The following is a 17783-nucleotide window of genomic DNA, read 5'->3' on the forward strand; positions in this document are numbered from 1 at the left end:
GATAGGAGGAATATTCTATTAGATATTTATCGCATGCCGGCGCACAGTAGCTTCTTCGAAGTACTCATACGGAGACAAAAAATGAACCTTCAGCATCCCCTTCTCCTGCGGCGTGGAGTCCTTGCCATGTTCGTAGCGATGGCTGTGACATCGACACCGCTACAAGCGCAGAGCTATCCCGAGAAGCCAGTAACGCTGGTGGTCCCCTTTCCTCCTGGGGCTGTGACAGACCGCGTTGGTCGCGCACTGGCACTTGAAATGAGCAAGCGTCTGGGCCAGCCAGTCGTGGTCGAAAACGTGGGTGGAGCGTCCGGGACGCTGGCCGGTCAGAAGGTGCTGCGGGCTCAACCAGACGGATACACGCTGCTGCTGGGCACCGTCAACGACATGATGATGGCTCCGATCGCCATGAAACAGGCAGGCTATGCCGCGAAGGACTTCACCCCCATCGCCCGTTTGTTCTCGGTTCCGACCATTCTTGTTGCGCATCCCTCTTTCCCTGCCAACAACTCGGACGAGCTGGTGGAATATGCCAAGAAGAACAACGGTGTGATCCCGCTGGGTGCGACCGGCATGGCAACGTTGCAGACTTTCGGCGGGATCATGTTCGCCAACGCCGCCGGCTTCAAATTCAACGTCATTGCCTACAAAGGAGGCGGGCCGTTGATGACGGACCTCGTCGGTGGTCACGTCCAGGTAGGAACCATCGCACTGTCCTCTGCGCTTTCTCTGATTCGTCAGGGAAAGTTGAAGTCGCTCGGTGTCATTTCGCTCAAACGCGACCCCACTGCGCCTGAAATTGCCACCGTCAATGAAGGCAAGGTGGTGAAGGGGGTTGAAGCTGACTTGTGGGGTGGCTTGGCTGCACCTCCCAACCTGCCTCCGGCCATCGTTGCCAAGCTTTCTGCCGTCATGCGCGAGGTTCTCGCCGATCAGGCGTTTCGGGAAACTGAGGCCCGCAATGGCAACGTGCTTGTGGAATATGCAGATCCCAACGCATTCCGGCAATTTCTGGTGAAGGACGACGTAAAGCTTCGGGCCATCGCCGCTACCGTCACCATCGAATAACCTGAAATGCACCCGTCACGACTCAAGCGAATCCAACTCCGCAGCGGCAACGAATTTCACTACCTTTCTGAGGGCGAAGGCCCTCCCCTTGTCTTCGTGCATGGGGGTTTCGGAGATTGGCGATCCTGGGAGCCGCAATGGCCTGTATTCGTTGAAAGATATCGATGCATCACGTACAGCCGCAGGTACAGCGTCCCGAATGCAAACGAGCTTGCAAGGGGCTACAAATCTGTCCGAGATGAGGCAGCAGATCTTGGCGAGCTGCTCGAAAACTGGTGTTCGGAGCCAGCTATCCTGGTGGGAACATCCTATGGAGCGTACACCGCTTTGATGTTGGCTCTACGATCGCCGGAGGCCGTGTCCGCCTTGGCAATCGCAGAGCCACCGCTCATGCATCTTGCGGACCGACTCCTGGGTGGCAAGCAAGTGCGGCGCAAGTTCGAGCTGGAGGTTCTATTTCCTGCAGACGCAGCATTCAAGGCAGGTGATACGGAACAGGCCGTCAAGCTGCTGGTGGAAGGCATCAACGGCACTACCCCGAACTTTGCCACTTCGAAAATAGGGATGGCGCGGCGCCTCGAGAACGCTCGGGCAATGCGCTGCCTTCTCGCCTCGGAAGAACCCTTTCCGCAATTGGACGAAGAGCACCTTCGAACCCTTGAAGTCCCGACATTGCTGTTGGCGGGAGAGAGAACGGAGCCGATTCACGACGCGATCTTCAAGGCGCTCAGCCAGGTCATGACGCAAGCAGCCCCTGTCCGTATTCCCGCTTGCGGGCATGGCGCGCATCGGGACAACCCAAATGCCTTCAACGAAGTCGTCATGGGTTTCGTTTCGAGCAACACGCAAAACAGTGCCGGATTCCGTTCCACGTTCGAAAATCAGAAGAAGAGTGGGCAGTAGAAATGAGTGCCCCTCCGTACGGCAGCGCACGAAGTTCGCCGAAAGGAACCGGCGCAAGGTATCCAGCCTCAACGTCCATGTAGCAAACAGGTGAGTTGAAACATGCATGCGCAATGCTCAGCCAGTGCCTGAGACCAGGTCAGGAACATCCAGCTTTTCATACCGCCGATCCTCCGAAAAGATGCATGGCACTTTCATCTAACGGAGATATCCATGCCTCTTTTCGTTTCACGATTTCACCTTGGGTCCGGCGCGTTCGCGCTTTCCATGTGGCTCTGCGCGGCAACCTTCGCTGCGACCGCATCGGCCACTCCCCATATGGTTCCAACGCCGGAGCAGAACCTTCAGATGGGCCTCGAGGCACAGAGCGCTCGCGAGTACCGCACCATGCTCAACCGGCTCCGTGAATCGGCGTCGCACGGCAATGTCGAAGCGCAAGAGATGTTGGGCATGGCTCTGCTCGTCGGCCCGACGCTGTATGGGCCCACCGTGAAGGCCAACCGCTGCGAGGCCGGTCTCTGGCTTCGCAAGGCGGCGGCGCAGGGGAGTGCGGTGGGCAAGATGCAACTCGATTTCCTGAACCGGCTGCGACAGGCGCCCAGCGGTCAGGACGTCTGCGCGGCATGGGGAGGCTGAGATGTCCGACGACGCGTCAGGTGCCGGGCCGTGGGCCAAGCACGTGCTGCACCATCTGTTGGGCATGCGCAGGCAATTGATCCAGACGCCGCACACACAGAACGAGATTGCGGACTGCCCATGGATCGGCCAGCGCAATGCGCTTGACGCGGGCTGAACGCGAGCAGCGAGCGGCTACCGCCTGGGGGACGATCCCCACACCGATGCCAAGTCCGACCATGCGGCAGATCGATTCGAAGCTGCGCAGGCGGAGCCGGTAATGCAGCCGCTTGCCGAGACGGCGCGCGTGGTGCGACACGTGTTCTTGCAACGCGCTGCCCTCGGCCAATCCGACGAAGGCGCAGTCGACAAGATCGACCAGGAAAACCCGGGAGCGATGTGCCAGGGGGTGGTCGCGTGGGACAACCACCGACAGGGGATCCTCCCGAAAAGGGAAAACTTCCAGGCCCTCGAGATCGGCCGCATCGGACACGACGCCGATGTCGCAGAGGCTGTTGCGCACGGCATCGACGATTTCATGGCTTGTGCGCTCCTCCAGATCCACCGAGATGCCGGGATGAGTGGTGAGAAATCCGCTCAGCACCTCTGGCAGATGTTCGCTCAGCGCTGAGGTGTTGCAAAGCACGCGGACGTGTCCCTTGAGTCCCATGCCATAGTCGCCCAGGTCGCCTTGCATGCGGTCCACCTGCAGGAGAACGAGCCGCGCATGGTGCGCGAGGGTGCGGCCGGCGGGGGTGAGCTGCACGCCGCGACGGTCGCGCAACAGCAGCGGCGAGCCCAGCGTGTCCTCCATGCCGCGAATGCGTTCACTGGCGGAGGCAAGGGTCATGTGGGTGCTCTCGGCCCCACCGGTGATGGTTCCTGCCTCAAGGACATTGAGGAAGAGTCGCAGATCGGTGAGGTCGAAACGCATGGCATAAAACTACCACGTTTCCCGAGAATCAGCCTCTGGCCACGCCTGAGGCTCGCTCCGTCAAATCCGGATGCGGGCGGTGCACGGGATTCCGGAGAATCGTGCATCTGCCGAACCTCGAGAACCCATGTCCTTGATCGAAACCTTTTCCGCCACGATGGCGGGCGCTCCGCCTGTACTGGTCATTGGCGTCTTCTTGCTGGCCGGCATCGTCAAAGGCGTCGTGGGTCTGGGGCTGCCCACGATCTCGATCGCCTTGCTGGCATTGATGATGGCACCCGTGCAAGCCGTGGCACTTCTGATCATTCCCTCGCTGATCACCAACGTCTGGCAGATCCGGCCCTGGACAACGGCGTGGCCGATGGTGCGGCGGCTTGCCCCCATGCAGGTCGGCGTCTTCACGGGCACGTTGGGCGGCGCATGGTGGCTGGGCGCACCGGCAGGGGCCTGGGCCATGGTTTCCTTGGGCGCCGCGCTGATCGCCTACGCCTTGTGGAGCCTGAGCGGCAAAGGCTTCACGGTGCCTGTGGCATCTCAGCGATGGTTGGGGCCGATGGTTGGCCTCATCACCGGGTTCGTGACGTCGGCCACTGGGGTGTTCGCGATTCCTGCGGTTCCGTATCTGCAGGGCCTGGGCTTGCAGCGCGACGAACTCATCCAGGCGATGGGGATTTCGTTCACCGTGTCGACACTGGCGCTGGCCATGGGCCTGTACGTCAACTCGAGCTACCCGGTGGCAACGCTCGGTGTCTCAACCCTGATGCTGCTGCCTGCCATTGCCGGCATGCAGCTGGGGGAATACCTGCGCGACAGGTTGTCTCCCCTGGTCTTCAAACGAGTTTTTCTCAGCTGCCTGGCCCTGCTCGGGGTGCACATGATTGCGCGAGAGTGGTTGTTCAACTGATTGGATTCTCAAGAGAGTTCGGCTCCGAGCTCACGCGCACGCACGAGCGCGGCGCGCGCAGCTGCCATGACGGCGTCTCTTGTTCCACGTGCGTCGAGCACATCAAGTGCCGCAGCTGTGGTTCCGCCGCGTGATGTCACCTGCTGCCGCAAGACACCGAACGCGACGGGTTGATCCTGGGCCAGACGGGCTGTCCCCAGAACGGTCGCCAGTACCATTCGGCGCGCCAGCTCAGGTTCGAATCCGGACTGCACGGCAGCCTCGCTCAGGCTTTCCATGAAGTGATGCACATAGGCTGGGCCACTGCCCGTGATGGCGGTGACCGCATCCATGGCTTCGTCCGAAGACACCCAGAAGATCTCACCCGTCGGCTCCAGGATGTTCTCGACCTGTATCCGGTCTTCGTCCGTGACCGCCGCGCCTGCGAGCAAGCCGCAGATGCCGGCGCCAACAAGCGCCGGCGTGTTGGGCATGGCGCGGACGATGCGCGAGCTGCCGAACCACCGCGCCAGGTCCAGGAGCCGGACTCCTGCTGCAATGCTCAGGTGCAAGGCATCCCTCGTCTTGCTTGCATGCTCAGCCGCGACTGCCGGCAGGACTTGAGGCTTGACAGCCCAGATCACGACATCGGCGCCACACAAGGCCTCAGCCGCATTGGCACTGACAGAAGCGCCAGAAACCGACGCCGTGAACCGGGCGCGCTGGGAATCGTCAGGATCGGTCGCTGCAATGGACCAGTCGATCTTCGAGTCGGAACGCTGAAGCCCGCGTGCCAGGGCCGTGGCCATGTTGCCGGCGCCTATGAACGCAATTCTGGTCTTTTTGGACATAGGGTTTGAACCAGCCATGCGCTGGTCATGAAGCGGATCTAGCCAAGCGACACCACGGTCGGTGGATGATCAAATGCGGTGACCTGGGGAGGGGACCCGTGGTACTTCTCGATCTCGACCAGCACAGTTTGCGCAGTGGACGATTGTCCGAGCCTGGATGTGCCCTTGCCCAGCGTCACGACGTTCGGGTTCCCGTGCTTTTCAAGGCTCCCCGGGACGCCTTGCTCCGCAGGGTCGAACCACGCGCCTGTCGCGATCTGCACCACCCCTTGCATCAGTCCTTCATCGACTGCCGCACCTGCGAGGAAAGCGCCGCGCGAGTTGAATACGCAGACAATGTCGCCCGCGCAAATGCCCCGGCTTTCAGCATCAGCAGCAGAAAGATGGATCGGCTCGCGATCCGCCACTTTTGAACTGCGGCTGACCGTGGCCATGTCATTCTGGCTATGCAACCGTGTGCCCGGCTGGTTGGACAGCAGATGCAGCGGATACTGGTCCGCGAGCGCGCTTCCGAGCCACTCGGCCGGCTCCATCCATACAGGATGTGGTGGGCAATCCTCATAACCAAAAGAGGCGATCTTTGCACTGTAGATCTCGATGCGACCCGAGGGGGTCTGCAACGGGTGCTTCACGGGTTGGGCGACGAACTCGCCTAGCAGGGGCCCGCTCGGCTGCGAGACCGGGAATTCGTAGATGCCCGTTTGCCAGAACTCGTCGAATGAAGGTGGTGCATACCCACGCGCGATGGCAATCACGCGCGCCTCTTCGTACATGTGGCGCAGCCAGCCCATCTCACTGCGGCCTTCGGTGAATTGCGACTCGAACCCCATCCTGGCCGAGAGATCCGCAAGGATGTCAAAGTCGTTGCGGGACTGATGGACGGGCGCAATGACCTGATGCATCGAGACCCAGTCGCGACCGAGCTCCGCGGCCATGATGTCATTGCGCTCGAACGACGTGGTGGACGGCAACACGATGTCTGCATGACGAGACACCGGGTTCCACCACGGCTCATGCACGATGACGGTCTCCGGCCGCTGCCAGCCCGGAAGGAACATGTTGAGGTTGGTGTTGTGATGAAATGGATTGCCGCCCATCGAGTGGATGATGCGAATATCGGGATAGGTGAGCTTCGACCCGTTGTAGTCGATGACCTTGCCGGGATGGCTGAGCATGTCTCCCACCATCGCGACGGGCACATGCTGCTGGACGGCATTGCTCCCCAGGGAGATCTTGGGGCGCGGAATGTCGCTGTTCCGAGGGGAAGTGATGTTGCTGTTGGCCCCGAATCCGAAACTGAAGCCTCCCCCCGGCAAGCCGATCTGCCCGAGCATCGCGGCCAGCACGACCGTCATCCAGTACGGTTGCTCGCCATGATCGGCACGCTGGATTGACCAGCTGGTGGTGATCATTGTCCGAGTGGACGCCATACGGCGCGCGAGCGTGGCAATGGTTTCCATGGAGACGCCGCAAATGGCCGCTGCCCATGCCGCATCCTTGGGCGTGCGATCCTGGTGGCCGAGCAGATACCGGGAGAACTCTTCAAAGCCGACGCAGTACCTGGCCAGGAACTCGCGGTCGTGCAAGCCCTCGGTGAGCAGCGTGTGAGCCAGCGCCAGCATCAGCGCCACATCGGTATTCGGGCGAATCGGCAGCCACTGGGCATCGAGGCTCTGCATTGCATCGCTGCGCGCCGGACTGATGTTGACGAACTCGATGCCTTCCTCTTTGGCGCGGGCCAGCCATTCACGGCTTTCGTGGCGCACCTCGCCACCATTGGCGATCTCGGCATTCTTGATCGGCGCACCGCCGAACATCACGATGAGACGGCAGGCCCCGAGCACCGCCGGCCAAGCCGTCGTCAACTGGCTGATGTCGGCCCGGCCAATCACGTAGGGCATGATGTGATATGCCGCGCCCCAGCTGTGATTGCCACGCTTGTCTACGTAGCCACCATGCAGCCCGAGAAATCGTTTGAGCAAGCTCGGCGCGTGATGCAGGCGGCCCGCGCTCGCCCAACCGTATGAGCCTCCGTATATGGCCTCGTTCCCATGCTCCGCTTTCACGCGCACCAGTTCCTGTGCCACCAGGTCAAGTGCAAGCTCCCAGCTCACGGGCACGAACGCCTCTGAACCCCGTTTGACCTGTGTTCGATGACCGTGCTTCAGATAGCTGTGACGGACATGCGGCTGCGTGATCCGCAGTGGGCTGTGAACGGCCTCCACCATGCCTGAGTTCAACGGTGAAGGATGCGGATCCTGGCGATGTCCTCCAACTTCAATCAGACGACCTTGCGCATCGACTGCAACGTTGTAGACACCCCAGTGCGAAGCCGTCTGGCGTGGCGGTGTGTGATGTCCGCTGGGGGTTTCAAACATAGGCGATCCGACTCAGCGTGGCAGCCATGTCCCGATGCCTGCATTCCGCGCGCTGTGATAGGCAAGGCTGGCAATCACAAGGTCTCCCAGCGCGAACCCCGGGAAAAGCAACAACGTCTTCTGCCTTGCGTCCTGGCGGCCTGTGCCTGAGTTGGACACAAGTTCAGCCAGATCGGCGTCAAAGCGTCCCTTGAAAGCCAGTTTGGACCGGTTGGCAGGATCGTCGGCCTGGCTACGGTCGTCGGTGACCTTGAGATCAAACTGGTCGAGCGTCTCCGGTCGCCATGACCGCCCCAGATCCACAGCCGCAACGAATGCGCCTGGGCGCACCCTGGACGCATCCAGGAAGGGCTTGAGTGCCGGTCCTCCGGAAACTGAGGTCACGATCACATCGCACCCGAGCACTTCTTCGCTGTCCAGCGTCGCGCGTGCAGACATGCCCAGCTGCGTGGCGCATCGCGCGAGGCCTTGTGCGCTTGCGCTCGATGCCGAATACGTGACGGCGTGCTCCAGACCGGGCAGCACGTCGCTCAGCGCCAGCAGGTTACCTCTGGCCTGCTGGCCGCAACCGACGAAGCCGATGCTCTTGCTGTCGGCGCGCGCGAGATACCGCGCCCCGAGTGCCGACATGCCAGCCGTCCGGGCGACAGTGAGCAGATTGGCATCCATGACGGCAAGAGGCACGCCAGTCTCGACATCACTCAGAACGATCAGGCCATTGACATTGGCAAGACCACGCGCAGCATTGCCAGGTGACAGGCCCACCCATTTCGTTGCGGCATGACCTCCTTCGTTTCCAGTCACCGAGAGTGACTGGAAAAAGTGCCCAGGCCCCAGCACCAGACTCTGCTTGGGCGGCAGGTTGAACCGGCCGGCGGCGTGGTTTGCAAACCCCTCCGCAAGCGCATCGCAAACGACTCGCGGCGTGAGTGCCAGCGCCTGGATATCCCGCGTTCCCAGGTATAGAAGTCGTTGTTCTTCTGTCGATGCCATCACTTGGGGCTTTCAATGAACCGGTATTGCCTATGCGCGCGCGGGGGCAGCGTCCCATGCGCCTTCGACCGAACGCGGCAGCAGGGACTTTCGGATGCGTTCGCTCGGCGTGACTTCAAAAGCCTGTACACGAAGATAGTAGCGGGGCACCTGATAGCTGGGCAGGTGGTTGCGCGACCACTGCAGCAGCTCATCCCAGTCGAGTGGCGCTCCCTCGCGGACCTGCACATACAGCAGAATGTCCTGCTCACCGATCTCACCGTCCACGCCAACGGCCGCACACGCCTGGATGGCGGGATGAAGGGCCAGGACGCGTTCGATCTCCCAGGCCGAAACATTTTCTCCGCGCACGCGCATGCTGTCGGTGCCCCGGCCCACGAAGAACAGGTCACCATCGGCATCGCGCCGTGCGAAATCCCCCGTGTGCAGCCGGCCGTTGCGGATGGTCTTTGCCGTCGCTTCCGGGTTATCGAGATAACCCGCCAGGAAGATGCCATCCACTTCGCTCGACAGCACTATCTCGCCGGCCTCTCCCTGCTGCGCCGGGTGACCCGCGCCATCCAGCAACTCCACGCGCAGCCAAGGGAGCGCCTGGCCGATGGAGCCAGGTTTTCCCGTTTCGTTCACCGTGGCAAAGCTGGAGCATTCGGTCATGCCATAGCACTCGCGGATCGACAGACCGAACATTTCATCCACTTTGCGCCAGGTCTGCGCCGTGAGACCGGCACCCCATACCGTGCGCAGCAGGTGGCTGCTGGGTTCTGGTGTGGGAACCCGCATGAGGATCTCGAGCACGCCGCCGAGGTAATGGAGGTGTGTTGCGCGCGCGCCGCGCACCTGATCCCAGAACCTCCCGACTGAAAAGCGCTCCACGACATGGAGCCTGACATCCGCAAGGAATGGCGCCAGCAGCATCTGCGCCCCCCCGATGTGGCACAGGGGTTCCCAGAGAAAAAGGCAGTCACCCGGCAGCACGTCGGCTACGCGCAAGGCAGCCTCGCTTGCCACGCGCATCATGCGATGCGTGAAGAGCACTCCCTTCGGCGCACCCGTTGTTCCGGATGTGTAGATGATGCAGAGCACGTCGTCTGGACGGACCTCTGCGCGCAAGGGGGTATCTGCATCCTGTTCTGCGGGGGAAGGTATGTCGGTCACCTGGAGATTGTGCGAACTGATCCCCAGGGCCTCTTGCCACAGCGGTGCATAAGCACTTCCGGCAATCGCGAGATCCGGCTTGCAGTGATCAATGACATATTGCAGGCCGGTGGCTTTCAATCGCGTGTTGATGGGAACCCACACGATGCCACCGAGCATGAGGGCGGCAATCAGTGCGATGTGATCAGGCGTGTTGTCGAGCATGACCGCAACACGCTGCCCAGGCTTCAGGCCATGCCCGCGAAGCCAGTCCTGCAGCCCGGCGACCCGGCGCGCAAAACGGTCGACGGCCCACACGTCGTCGCCGAATTCATAGAGCGTGCGCACATCGCCTGCAACGAGTGCTCCATGGAGCAGCGGGACGATGTCCAGACCGTCTTCCGGACATCGGACCGGGAATAGATGGGGGTAACGATGCATGGGTCAGGCGAACTTCACTTTCCCACCACGCTTCTGGAAGAACTCTTCCATCATGCGTGCCGGCTCACCCGACAGGTAGGACTCCACATGGATGCGGATACCCGCATCGATGGCATCACGGAATCCTGCCTCGCTCACCTCGCGGAACCGTTGTTTGTTCAGGCGCATGGCGACAGGCGGTTTGGCAGCAAGCCCCGATGCAACGGCCATCGCCCGGCCAAGCACCTCGCCCTCCGGCACGATCTCATGCAGCAGACCCACGCGGTGGCATTCATCCGCATCCATGAGCCGGCCCGTCAGCGTCAGCTCAATGGTGCGCGAGAGGCCCAGCATGGCGTTCATGATCCATGGACCCGTCACGCTGCAGATGCCTGCGTTGATTTCCGGCTGGCCCATGCGCACGCCCGTGTGGCCAATACGAATGTCGCCCAGCAGCGCGACCTGGAAAGCGGAGCCCGCTGCCGTGCCGTTGAGCGCCATCACCAACGGCTTGCGCAGACTGCGCAGCGCGTCGTAGAACCGCTCCCACCCACGCATCCAGGCTTCGACGCGTTCTGTGTCGAAATCGTGGGCTTCCTCGAGATCCTGGCCCGCGCTGAAGGCGCGATTGCCGGCTCCCGTCATGACGATGGAGCGGACATCGTCGCGCGCATCGAAGTCGGCCAACGTGGCCATGATTTCCTCGCGCATTTCAATGGTCCAGGCGTTGAGCTTCTCCGGACGGTTGAGGCGGATGAGCCCGACACCTGAGGTGTCGACGCGGACTTCAATGTACTGGGGCATGAGATCTTCCTTGAGTAATTTTTTGATGATGTTTTTTTGCTCCGGGCACCTGCATTGCTTCATGCAGGCACACGCATCGGCGCACGCATTTGCGCTTGATTTCCGTGCGTCAAACGGATCAGTCGAGCTTGATGTTGGCCGCCTTGATCACGCGCGCCCATTTGGTGGTGTCTTGCGCGATGAGCTGATCGAACTGCTCTGGGGTCATCGGTTGCGTGACGGCACCCATCTCCTTGAATCGATCGACAAGTTTCGGGTCTTTCAAAGCCAGATTGGCTTCGCAATTGATGCGATCGACAATCGAATTGGGCGTGCCCGCCGGTGCAACGACGCCCCACCACGCACTCACCTCATAACCTGGAATCGTTTCACCCACTGTGGGCACATTGGGCAACAACGGGCTGCGCGTCGCTGTTGTCACACCCAGGGCGCGCAGATCGCCGCGCTGGATATGAGGCAGTGCTGTGGTCACCGAATCCACCATGAACTCCACCTGCCCCCCAAGGACGTCCACCAACGCAGGTGCGTTGCCGCGGTATTGGACGCCCTGCATCTGGATTCCGGCCATGCTCTCGAACAACGCTGAAGACAAGTGGGGGCTGGTGCCGCTGCCAGGCAGCGCGATGTTGATGTTGCGTGCATTGGCCTTGGCTTCGGCCTGCAGCTCACCCATCGTCTTCACGGGTGACGAAGCACGCGCAACAAAGACGTTTGGCGCATTGATGACATAGGCAACACCACGGAAATCGCGCAAGTGGTCGTATGGGAGCTTCGGATACAACGAGGCATTGATGGCGTGCGTTCCCATGGTCGCCATGAAAAGCGTGTACCCGTCGGCAGGTGCTTTTGCAACCACGGCGGCACCAATCGTCCCACCGGCGCCGCTGCGGCTGTCAACAATCACCGACTGGCCGAGCCGGGCTGTCAGCGCGTCAGCCATCATGCGGGCGATTTGACCGCTCTGACCTCCAGGCGGAAAGCCGACCACCATGGTGATGGTGCGTGAGGGAAATCCCGGTGCAAGCTGTTTGCATTGGGCGTCGATGTTGGCATGTGCAGATTGACCAACCATCGCGCACAAACCACCTGCCAGGGTCAGCACCCAGCGGCACACCGGCCGGCCAGTGATCAAACGATCGGAGAAACTCATTGCTATTACTCCTGAAGTCGGGTGGAGATGCGGGAAGATCGATGGCTGGAAGCTAGTTCTTCTCGAACACGCGAGGTTGCAGGCCGGCCTGGAACCAGACGATGAATGAGTACAGGTCGTAGACGGGCAGGCCAACCGCCTTGGACAGCGCAGCTGCGTAGGGCGCCATGTTGTGGCACTCCGTGACGATCGCGCCGATGTCCGGATGGCGCTTCACCAGCCGAAGTCCAGCTTGCACCACGTCGTTCTCGGCCTTCTCCAGGTCCAGGCGTGTCTCACCCTTCAACAACACGCGCGTCAGTTCATCACCCGTTTCCGTTCCTTCCACAGGCGTGTCGCCTGGCGCTCCTGCGGCAATCAGGTGATCGGGGCCCAGGCGCGGACCGTGCACCGTCACCACGCCCACTCGCTTGCCCTTGGGCAGGAGCTTCTGCACCAGAGGAATTTGCATGAGGGAAGAACTCGCCACAGGCACGCCGCATTCAGCCGAAAGCTCGTCCTGAAACAGCGAAAGGAAGCCACCCGTGGTTGTGATGCCCCGCGCACCCGACGCCACAAGTTCTTTGGCCGTGTCCACCAGGATTTTGTTGAGCCCCTGCCCGCGCTCGTGCACGACAACATGCGGCGATGCGCCACGCGCCACGCGGTACAGCATGGGAAAAGGCCAGGTTCGGGCATTGGCCACGTCACCGTGTGCCCGCGGAAGCTTGGTGTCCAGCGTGATGACGCCTACTGCGGCGTTGTAGACGTTGATTCCGCCTTCAATGATGGTCATGTGTGTGCTTTCTGTGTGACGGGGTTTAGTCTTCCATTCCGACCTTGGCGCGGATTTCGCTCAGAGTCGTGAGGTTGCTGCGCAGGTGTTGGTCGTATTGCGGACCGCTCTGGTAACTTGGCTCCGCACCGCCTTCGGCCAGTGATGCCTTGACCTTCGGGTCATTGAGAATCTTTTCAAACGCGCTGCGCAACACGGCCACGCGGTCGGCCGGTACCTTGGCGCCAGTGACAAAGCCTTCAAAGGACACGTAGACCGCGTTCGGGTAACCGAGGGTCTTGATCGATTCCACGTTGGGAAAGTCGGCAAGCTTGTAGTCGGTGCTGACGAAGAGTCCCATCAGTTGGCCGCTGTTGATGCTGGCCTTTGCCGTGGCTGCAGTGGCGACAGCGATGTCGATCTGACCGGCCAATGCGGCAAGCATCGCTTTCGAGCCGCTGTCATACGGGATGTGCCGCAACTTGCCCCCGATGCTGTCGCCGATCATCTCGCCATAGAAATGTGCGGGTGAACGCGGGCCCCAGGTTCCAAACGTGATGGTGTCGGGCTTTTCTCGTGCCTCTTTCACAAAAGCCTCGAAGCTGGCGAATCGGCCCTTCTTGGCCACGAACAACAGCGGGTTGATGGTTGCGCGCGCCAGCGAGCTGACATCATCCAGCGTGTAGCTGGGCTTGTCGCGCGCAATCAGCCCCGGACCAAGGTTGGAGTTACCGGCTGCGATGATGCGGTACCCGTCGCTCGTTGCAAGGCCATACGCGGTGCCGATGGCACCGGCAGCGCCCGCGCGGTTCATCACAACCACGGGCGACTTGAGGATTTCCTGCAGCCTGGGCGCAATCATCCGCGCCATCGCGTCCGTCGATCCACCGGGCGCGTAAGGCACGATCAACTCGATGTTGCGATTGGGATCAGGAAAGGCCTGGGCACCAGCTTTCGGTGCGAAGGCCAGCAGGGGCACGCAGGCAACAAGCGCCAGCAGCGATCGGAAGCGCGACTCAAACATCATGAAACTCCTTGACAGTGGTAGTAACCGGAATGGGCATGTTCATCAGCGGCACATGTTGCTGCGCCCCGTAAACGTCGGTCTCCCCCTCGCCACACTGAGCGTGCGGTCGTATGAAAGTGACTTTGAATGCTCGGGCGACGGCGATTTCAAAGAATGACGACACCTGCTGTCGGTCGATGCCATACACCGTAGCAATGGATTCGGCGTTGAGCGCCTTGCTGCTCGACACAGCCTGGTAGTTCTCGTCGCAGTCGAACAGCACATCGAAAGTCACGCGATAAGGCCCAGCGTTCTTGCTGCGAACAATGGCTGCGAGGTTGCCGAGTTTGATGTTTCGTACTTCCGGCATGGTCAGACCTCTTCTACGGAGACGGGAAAGCATTCGTGTGCAGACGCCACTTTCATGAGGTGGTAGGCGGCAAACTCGTACTGCATGCCCAGCGACTGCGCGCGAGGCGAGTAGGGAAACGCCACGTTCCCGGATGTGTTCTTCTGTCCTGGGTAGGCAGCATGCAGAAGCTTGGCGCCCATGGCATTGCAGGCGTCGTAGGCCGCCTGCTGCGTTGCGGCGGTTGTCTCCAGCAGAAGGCCTATTTCGTGCGGCAGAGCCTTGTCGGGTTCGAGCTCGCGCATCACGGCGTCCATGCCGTACTTGCGGAACGTGATGCGCAGCGAGGGATCGCTGATCCGCGTGTGCGTGGCCGCCTTGACCTGATTCAGTACGCCGTCGATGTTGCGGATCATGGTGGGGCACCGCACACCGGCGATGGTCATGGCGCGGTAGCCCACAGGTCTCGCGCCTTCGAGCTTGACCCAGTATTCGTCGGTCCGCTTTCCTTGCGTGCCTGTCACACGCACGCGGCGCTCATCGAGCTGCTCGAACTGGCAGCGGGACAGGTCCAGCACGCGTCCGGGACCGTGCTGCTCGAAGGGATCTTCGCGCTCATACAACGAGTGTGCCGAAACCGACTTGAGCGAGGCACGGCGGCTCTCGCTGCCCGGCTCCAGCACAAATCCAGCCTCATCCACCGTGCCCACCATCACGTCCATGGCAAATGGTTCGGCACTGAATGCCCCACATTCCAGAATCTTGCCCATGTGGATGGCCAACGCCTCATTGGCACCTCGCCAGATCGCATAGGCAGCAATCGCGCTGTCATCGCAAGCACGGCCTGCGATCACGACATCAGCACCCTCATCCAGCGCCTTGCGGATGGGCTCGTCTCCCATCTGGGCGACCAGCCCCGAGCAAGCGACTACGGCCTCCTTCGTGAGCTCGAAGCCGGCCTCGAAATCACGCACCTCTGCGCGCTCGATCGCCTGCACTACGCGCTCGCGCGGTATGTCGGAGTAGATCCTGGCAAGTTTGAAATGCAGACCCAGTTCGCCCGCGACCTCCCTCACCAGCTCACATACGCGGTCTACCTGTGCATTGGTTCCGGCCCCACCTGCGCTCCCAACGATGAAGGGGACGCCCGCTGCGCGAGCCATCGGCAGCAGCGCCTGAATTTCTCGCTTGATGACGTCATCTGAGTACAGCGGGACGCTCGACCCCAAGTGATACGGGCCAGGATCTGTTGAGCCGGCATCGACAGCGATAGCGTCAGGCCGCATCGACATGCCGCGCTCCAGCGCCTCTTTGCCGAAGCCTGCACCCAGCATGCCGGTGGGCGCGAGAATTTTGATCGAAGCCATGGTTTTACCGTTCCTACACATGCCTTAAAGTATTTCAATAAAATACTAAAGAGTTTTATGCAGTTTACGCTCATAGCTCCGCTGATGCAAGAAGTTTTCCTGCATCACGTCGAGCGCGCGGAGCTGCTTATCGATCCAGGGAGAAGCTGGCGAGGCGCGAAGAGTGGCGCAGAGCCACTGCCTGGTTCAGCAGCAATGCGGGTTTTTGCTGCTTTTCAATGGAGATGCGCGACCCGCAAGACGGATACGGGACGGCAATCCCAAGGAATTTCTCGCTTGTCGTTGCGACAGGGAGCGTCAGATGCGGATGGACTTCGCTGCCGCCACAACCACCTTGGCGTACTTCGCCTCTGCTTCCTTCGGTGTGTAGCGATCGCTGGAGACGGCAAGTGAAATGGCGCCAATCATCTGGCCCGTTTGCGAGACCAGCGGCGCGCCCAGCGAGATATCGTTGGCGAAGTAGTCAGCAACACTCACCACGTACCCCTTCTCCCGGATCTGCGCCAACCGTTCGAGAATCTGCGCCGGCAGGTACACGGTTTTGGGTGTGATCGGCCGCAGGTCGCTCATGCGCAGCACCTGCTCCACATCCTCTTCAGACAGCGCCGACAGCATTGCAAGCCCCGAAGCGCTTGCGTAGGCGGGTAGGCGGGTGCCGATCATGACGCCGGTCGACAGCAAGTGATTTCCGACCACACGCGACACAAAAACAGAGGACGCGCCGTCAAGCACAGTGAGATTGATGGTCTCGCCGGTCTCGCCATTCAGGTGCATGAGATACGGCATCGCAACCGCCACCAGCGGATTGGTCGTGAGGTAGATGTGCGCCAGGTCGAGCATTCTTACCGTCACGCCAAGCGTCCGCGTCACCGGATCTTTGTCCAGATATCCCATGACCAGCAACGTGTGCGTGAAGCGCTGCGCCGTGCTCTTGTCGATCTCCAGCTTGTCGCAAATCTGCTTGAGCGTCAGTCGCGGTTCGGTGCGGCTGAATGCAGTCAGCACGCGGAACGCTTTCTGCACGGAATTGACCATGAGCGGGCTCTCTGCGCCCGGCTCGATCGATTGCTGCGCCTTCTTCTGGACCATGGCGGCAATTATCGCTCGCGGGCACTTCTTATCCTGTTGGCACCAGCATGAGTTCAAAAGGCTCTCCGCATGGTTCCAAGCCAAGGCCAGTAGAGGCAGTTTGCTCGATCAGCACCTGAGTCAGCTTGTGAACTGGGTGCACATGGCGCGTCTATGAAACCCCAAAACCGTATGAATTGCAGAAGCCGAACCTGAATGTAGAAACGCCCCAGAACCCGAATCGGGCGCTGGGGCGCATGAATGCTGGTGGCCTGGGGCGGAATCGAACCACCGACACGCGGATTTTCAATCCGCTGCTCTACCAACTGAGCTACCGGGCCTTTGGAAGAAGCGAGATTGTAGCAGCTTCCCTACCCGCTTTCCGGGGCTGGCCAGGGCTCAAACCGCGTTGCGTTTGCTGCGCGCCAGGTCCACACCGAGCTGCTTGAGCTTGCGGTAGAGGTGGGTGCGTTCCAGGCCGGTTTTCTCGGCCACGCGGGTCATGGAGCCGGACTCTTTGGCCAGGTGGTATTCGAAGTACGCCTTCTCGAATTCATCGCGGGCTTCGCGCAGCGGACCTTCGAGGTTGAACGATTGCGAGGACTGCGGACCAAGGTCGAGCATGGGCTCAAGCATCACGCCCCCAGTCATGACGGATTCGACCGTGAGTTCGCTGGTGGTGACGATGCCGCCGATGCGCATGGGCGGCATCGCAGCGGCGTTGTTGCTGGGTTTGGGGGGCGCCTTGTTGAGACCCTGATCCACCGCCTTGAGCAGTTTCTGCAAGGTGATGGGTTTTTCGAGGAAGGCGGTGGCGCCGATGCGCGTGGCTTCAACGGCGGTGTCGATGGTGGCGTGGCCGCTCATCATGATCACGGGCATGGACAGCATCCCGGTGCTGGCCCACTCCTTGAGCAGGGTCACGCCATCGGTGTCGGGCATCCAGATGTCGAGCAGCACGAGGTCAGGCCGCAACTGGGAACGCACGGCGCGCGCCTGCGCGGCGTTCTCGGCCAGTTCGACCGTGTGGCCTTCGTCGTTGAGGATCTCGGAGAGCAGATCCCGGATGCCCAATTCGTCGTCTACGACCAGAATAGTTGCCATGG

17 protein-coding genes and 1 tRNA gene are annotated in these 17783 nt (G+C 61.2%); 4 read left to right on the forward strand and 14 right to left on the reverse strand.

Translation table 11 applies throughout. The annotated features are described in order from the left end of the window. The first annotated feature begins 81 nt into the window (after window positions 1-81). The 3 genes from ACTIF6_RS16630 (at window position 82) to ACTIF6_RS16640 (ending at window position 2607) form a co-directional block, all read left to right on the forward strand. Window positions 82-1068: a Bug family tripartite tricarboxylate transporter substrate binding protein gene (locus ACTIF6_RS16630; RefSeq protein ID WP_439589044.1), complete on the forward strand. Its 987-nt coding sequence runs from the start codon at window positions 82-84 to the stop codon at window positions 1066-1068. Between the two features lie 6 nt (window positions 1069-1074). Then, a complete protein-coding gene (locus ACTIF6_RS16635; RefSeq protein ID WP_439589045.1) occupies window positions 1075-1971 on the forward strand; it encodes an alpha/beta fold hydrolase in 897 nt (298 codons plus the stop codon). 348 nt (window positions 1972-2319) lie between these two features. After that, window positions 2320-2607 carry a sel1 repeat family protein gene (locus ACTIF6_RS16640; protein WP_439589046.1) on the forward strand — a complete coding sequence of 96 codons (288 nt, stop codon included), beginning with the start codon at window positions 2320-2322 and terminating at the stop codon, window positions 2605-2607. A gap of 16 nt (window positions 2608-2623) precedes the next feature. Here the strand turns inward: ACTIF6_RS16640 and ACTIF6_RS16645 are convergent, their stop codons facing one another. Next, a complete protein-coding gene (locus ACTIF6_RS16645; protein WP_439589047.1) occupies window positions 2624-3520 on the reverse strand; it encodes a LysR family transcriptional regulator in 897 nt (298 codons plus the stop codon). Between the two features lie 127 nt (window positions 3521-3647). On the opposite strand from ACTIF6_RS16645, the gene ACTIF6_RS16650 reads away from it, so the two are divergent. Then, window positions 3648-4424, forward strand: coding sequence for a sulfite exporter TauE/SafE family protein (locus ACTIF6_RS16650; RefSeq protein WP_439589048.1), 777 nt, complete (start codon window positions 3648-3650; stop codon window positions 4422-4424). A gap of 8 nt (window positions 4425-4432) precedes the next feature. Here ACTIF6_RS16650 and proC read toward each other — a convergent pair whose 3' ends face one another. The 13 genes from proC to ACTIF6_RS16715 all read right to left on the reverse strand — a co-directional run bounded on the left by proC (window position 4433) and on the right by ACTIF6_RS16715 (window position 17781). After that, window positions 4433-5254 (reverse strand): pyrroline-5-carboxylate reductase, encoded by an 822-nt coding sequence (gene proC, locus ACTIF6_RS16655; RefSeq protein WP_439589049.1) that lies wholly within the window; start codon window positions 5252-5254, stop codon window positions 4433-4435. A 38-nt stretch (window positions 5255-5292) separates the two neighbouring features. Further along, entirely contained in the window at window positions 5293-7632 is a 2340-nt protein-coding gene (locus ACTIF6_RS16660; protein ID WP_439589050.1) for a molybdopterin-dependent oxidoreductase, read from the reverse strand. Window positions 7633-7644: 12 nt separating this feature from the next. After that, window positions 7645-8625 (reverse strand): ornithine cyclodeaminase family protein, encoded by a 981-nt coding sequence (locus tag ACTIF6_RS16665; RefSeq protein WP_439589051.1) that lies wholly within the window; start codon window positions 8623-8625, stop codon window positions 7645-7647. 30 nt (window positions 8626-8655) lie between these two features. Next, complete coding sequence (locus tag ACTIF6_RS16670; protein ID WP_439589052.1) at window positions 8656-10200, reverse strand: AMP-binding protein; 1545 nt, start codon at window positions 10198-10200, stop codon at window positions 8656-8658. A 3-nt stretch (window positions 10201-10203) separates the two neighbouring features. Continuing rightward, window positions 10204-10983: an enoyl-CoA hydratase/isomerase family protein gene (locus tag ACTIF6_RS16675; protein ID WP_439589053.1), complete on the reverse strand. Its 780-nt coding sequence runs from the start codon at window positions 10981-10983 to the stop codon at window positions 10204-10206. A 118-nt stretch (window positions 10984-11101) separates the two neighbouring features. Beyond that, the gene (locus ACTIF6_RS16680) at window positions 11102-12133 is read right to left on the reverse strand and encodes a Bug family tripartite tricarboxylate transporter substrate binding protein (RefSeq protein WP_439589054.1); all 1032 of its coding nucleotides are present in this window, start codon (window positions 12131-12133) and stop codon (window positions 11102-11104) included. 52 nt (window positions 12134-12185) lie between these two features. Next, window positions 12186-12908: an aspartate/glutamate racemase family protein gene (locus tag ACTIF6_RS16685; protein ID WP_439589055.1), complete on the reverse strand. Its 723-nt coding sequence runs from the start codon at window positions 12906-12908 to the stop codon at window positions 12186-12188. A 25-nt stretch (window positions 12909-12933) separates the two neighbouring features. Then, entirely contained in the window at window positions 12934-13911 is a 978-nt protein-coding gene (locus ACTIF6_RS16690; RefSeq protein WP_439589056.1) for a Bug family tripartite tricarboxylate transporter substrate binding protein, read from the reverse strand. Continuing rightward, window positions 13904-14263 (reverse strand): DUF4387 domain-containing protein, encoded by a 360-nt coding sequence (locus tag ACTIF6_RS16695; RefSeq protein WP_439589057.1) that lies wholly within the window; start codon window positions 14261-14263, stop codon window positions 13904-13906. The genes ACTIF6_RS16690 and ACTIF6_RS16695 overlap by 8 nt, the downstream gene beginning before the upstream one ends. A gap of 2 nt (window positions 14264-14265) precedes the next feature. After that, window positions 14266-15630 carry an acyclic terpene utilization AtuA family protein gene (locus ACTIF6_RS16700; protein WP_439589058.1) on the reverse strand — a complete coding sequence of 455 codons (1365 nt, stop codon included), beginning with the start codon at window positions 15628-15630 and terminating at the stop codon, window positions 14266-14268. A 276-nt stretch (window positions 15631-15906) separates the two neighbouring features. After that, window positions 15907-16698, reverse strand: coding sequence for an IclR family transcriptional regulator (locus tag ACTIF6_RS16705; protein ID WP_439589059.1), 792 nt, complete (start codon window positions 16696-16698; stop codon window positions 15907-15909). Window positions 16699-16942: 244 nt separating this feature from the next. Continuing rightward, window positions 16943-17018 (reverse strand) — tRNA-Phe (locus tag ACTIF6_RS16710). A 58-nt stretch (window positions 17019-17076) separates the two neighbouring features. Next, window positions 17077-17781: a response regulator gene (locus tag ACTIF6_RS16715; RefSeq protein WP_439589060.1), complete on the reverse strand. Its 705-nt coding sequence runs from the start codon at window positions 17779-17781 to the stop codon at window positions 17077-17079. Between the last annotated feature and the right edge of the window lie 2 nt (window positions 17782-17783).

Source organism: Hydrogenophaga sp. (genome assembly GCF_051860785.1).
Lineage (GTDB): Bacteria > Pseudomonadota > Gammaproteobacteria > Burkholderiales > Burkholderiaceae_C > Hydrogenophaga.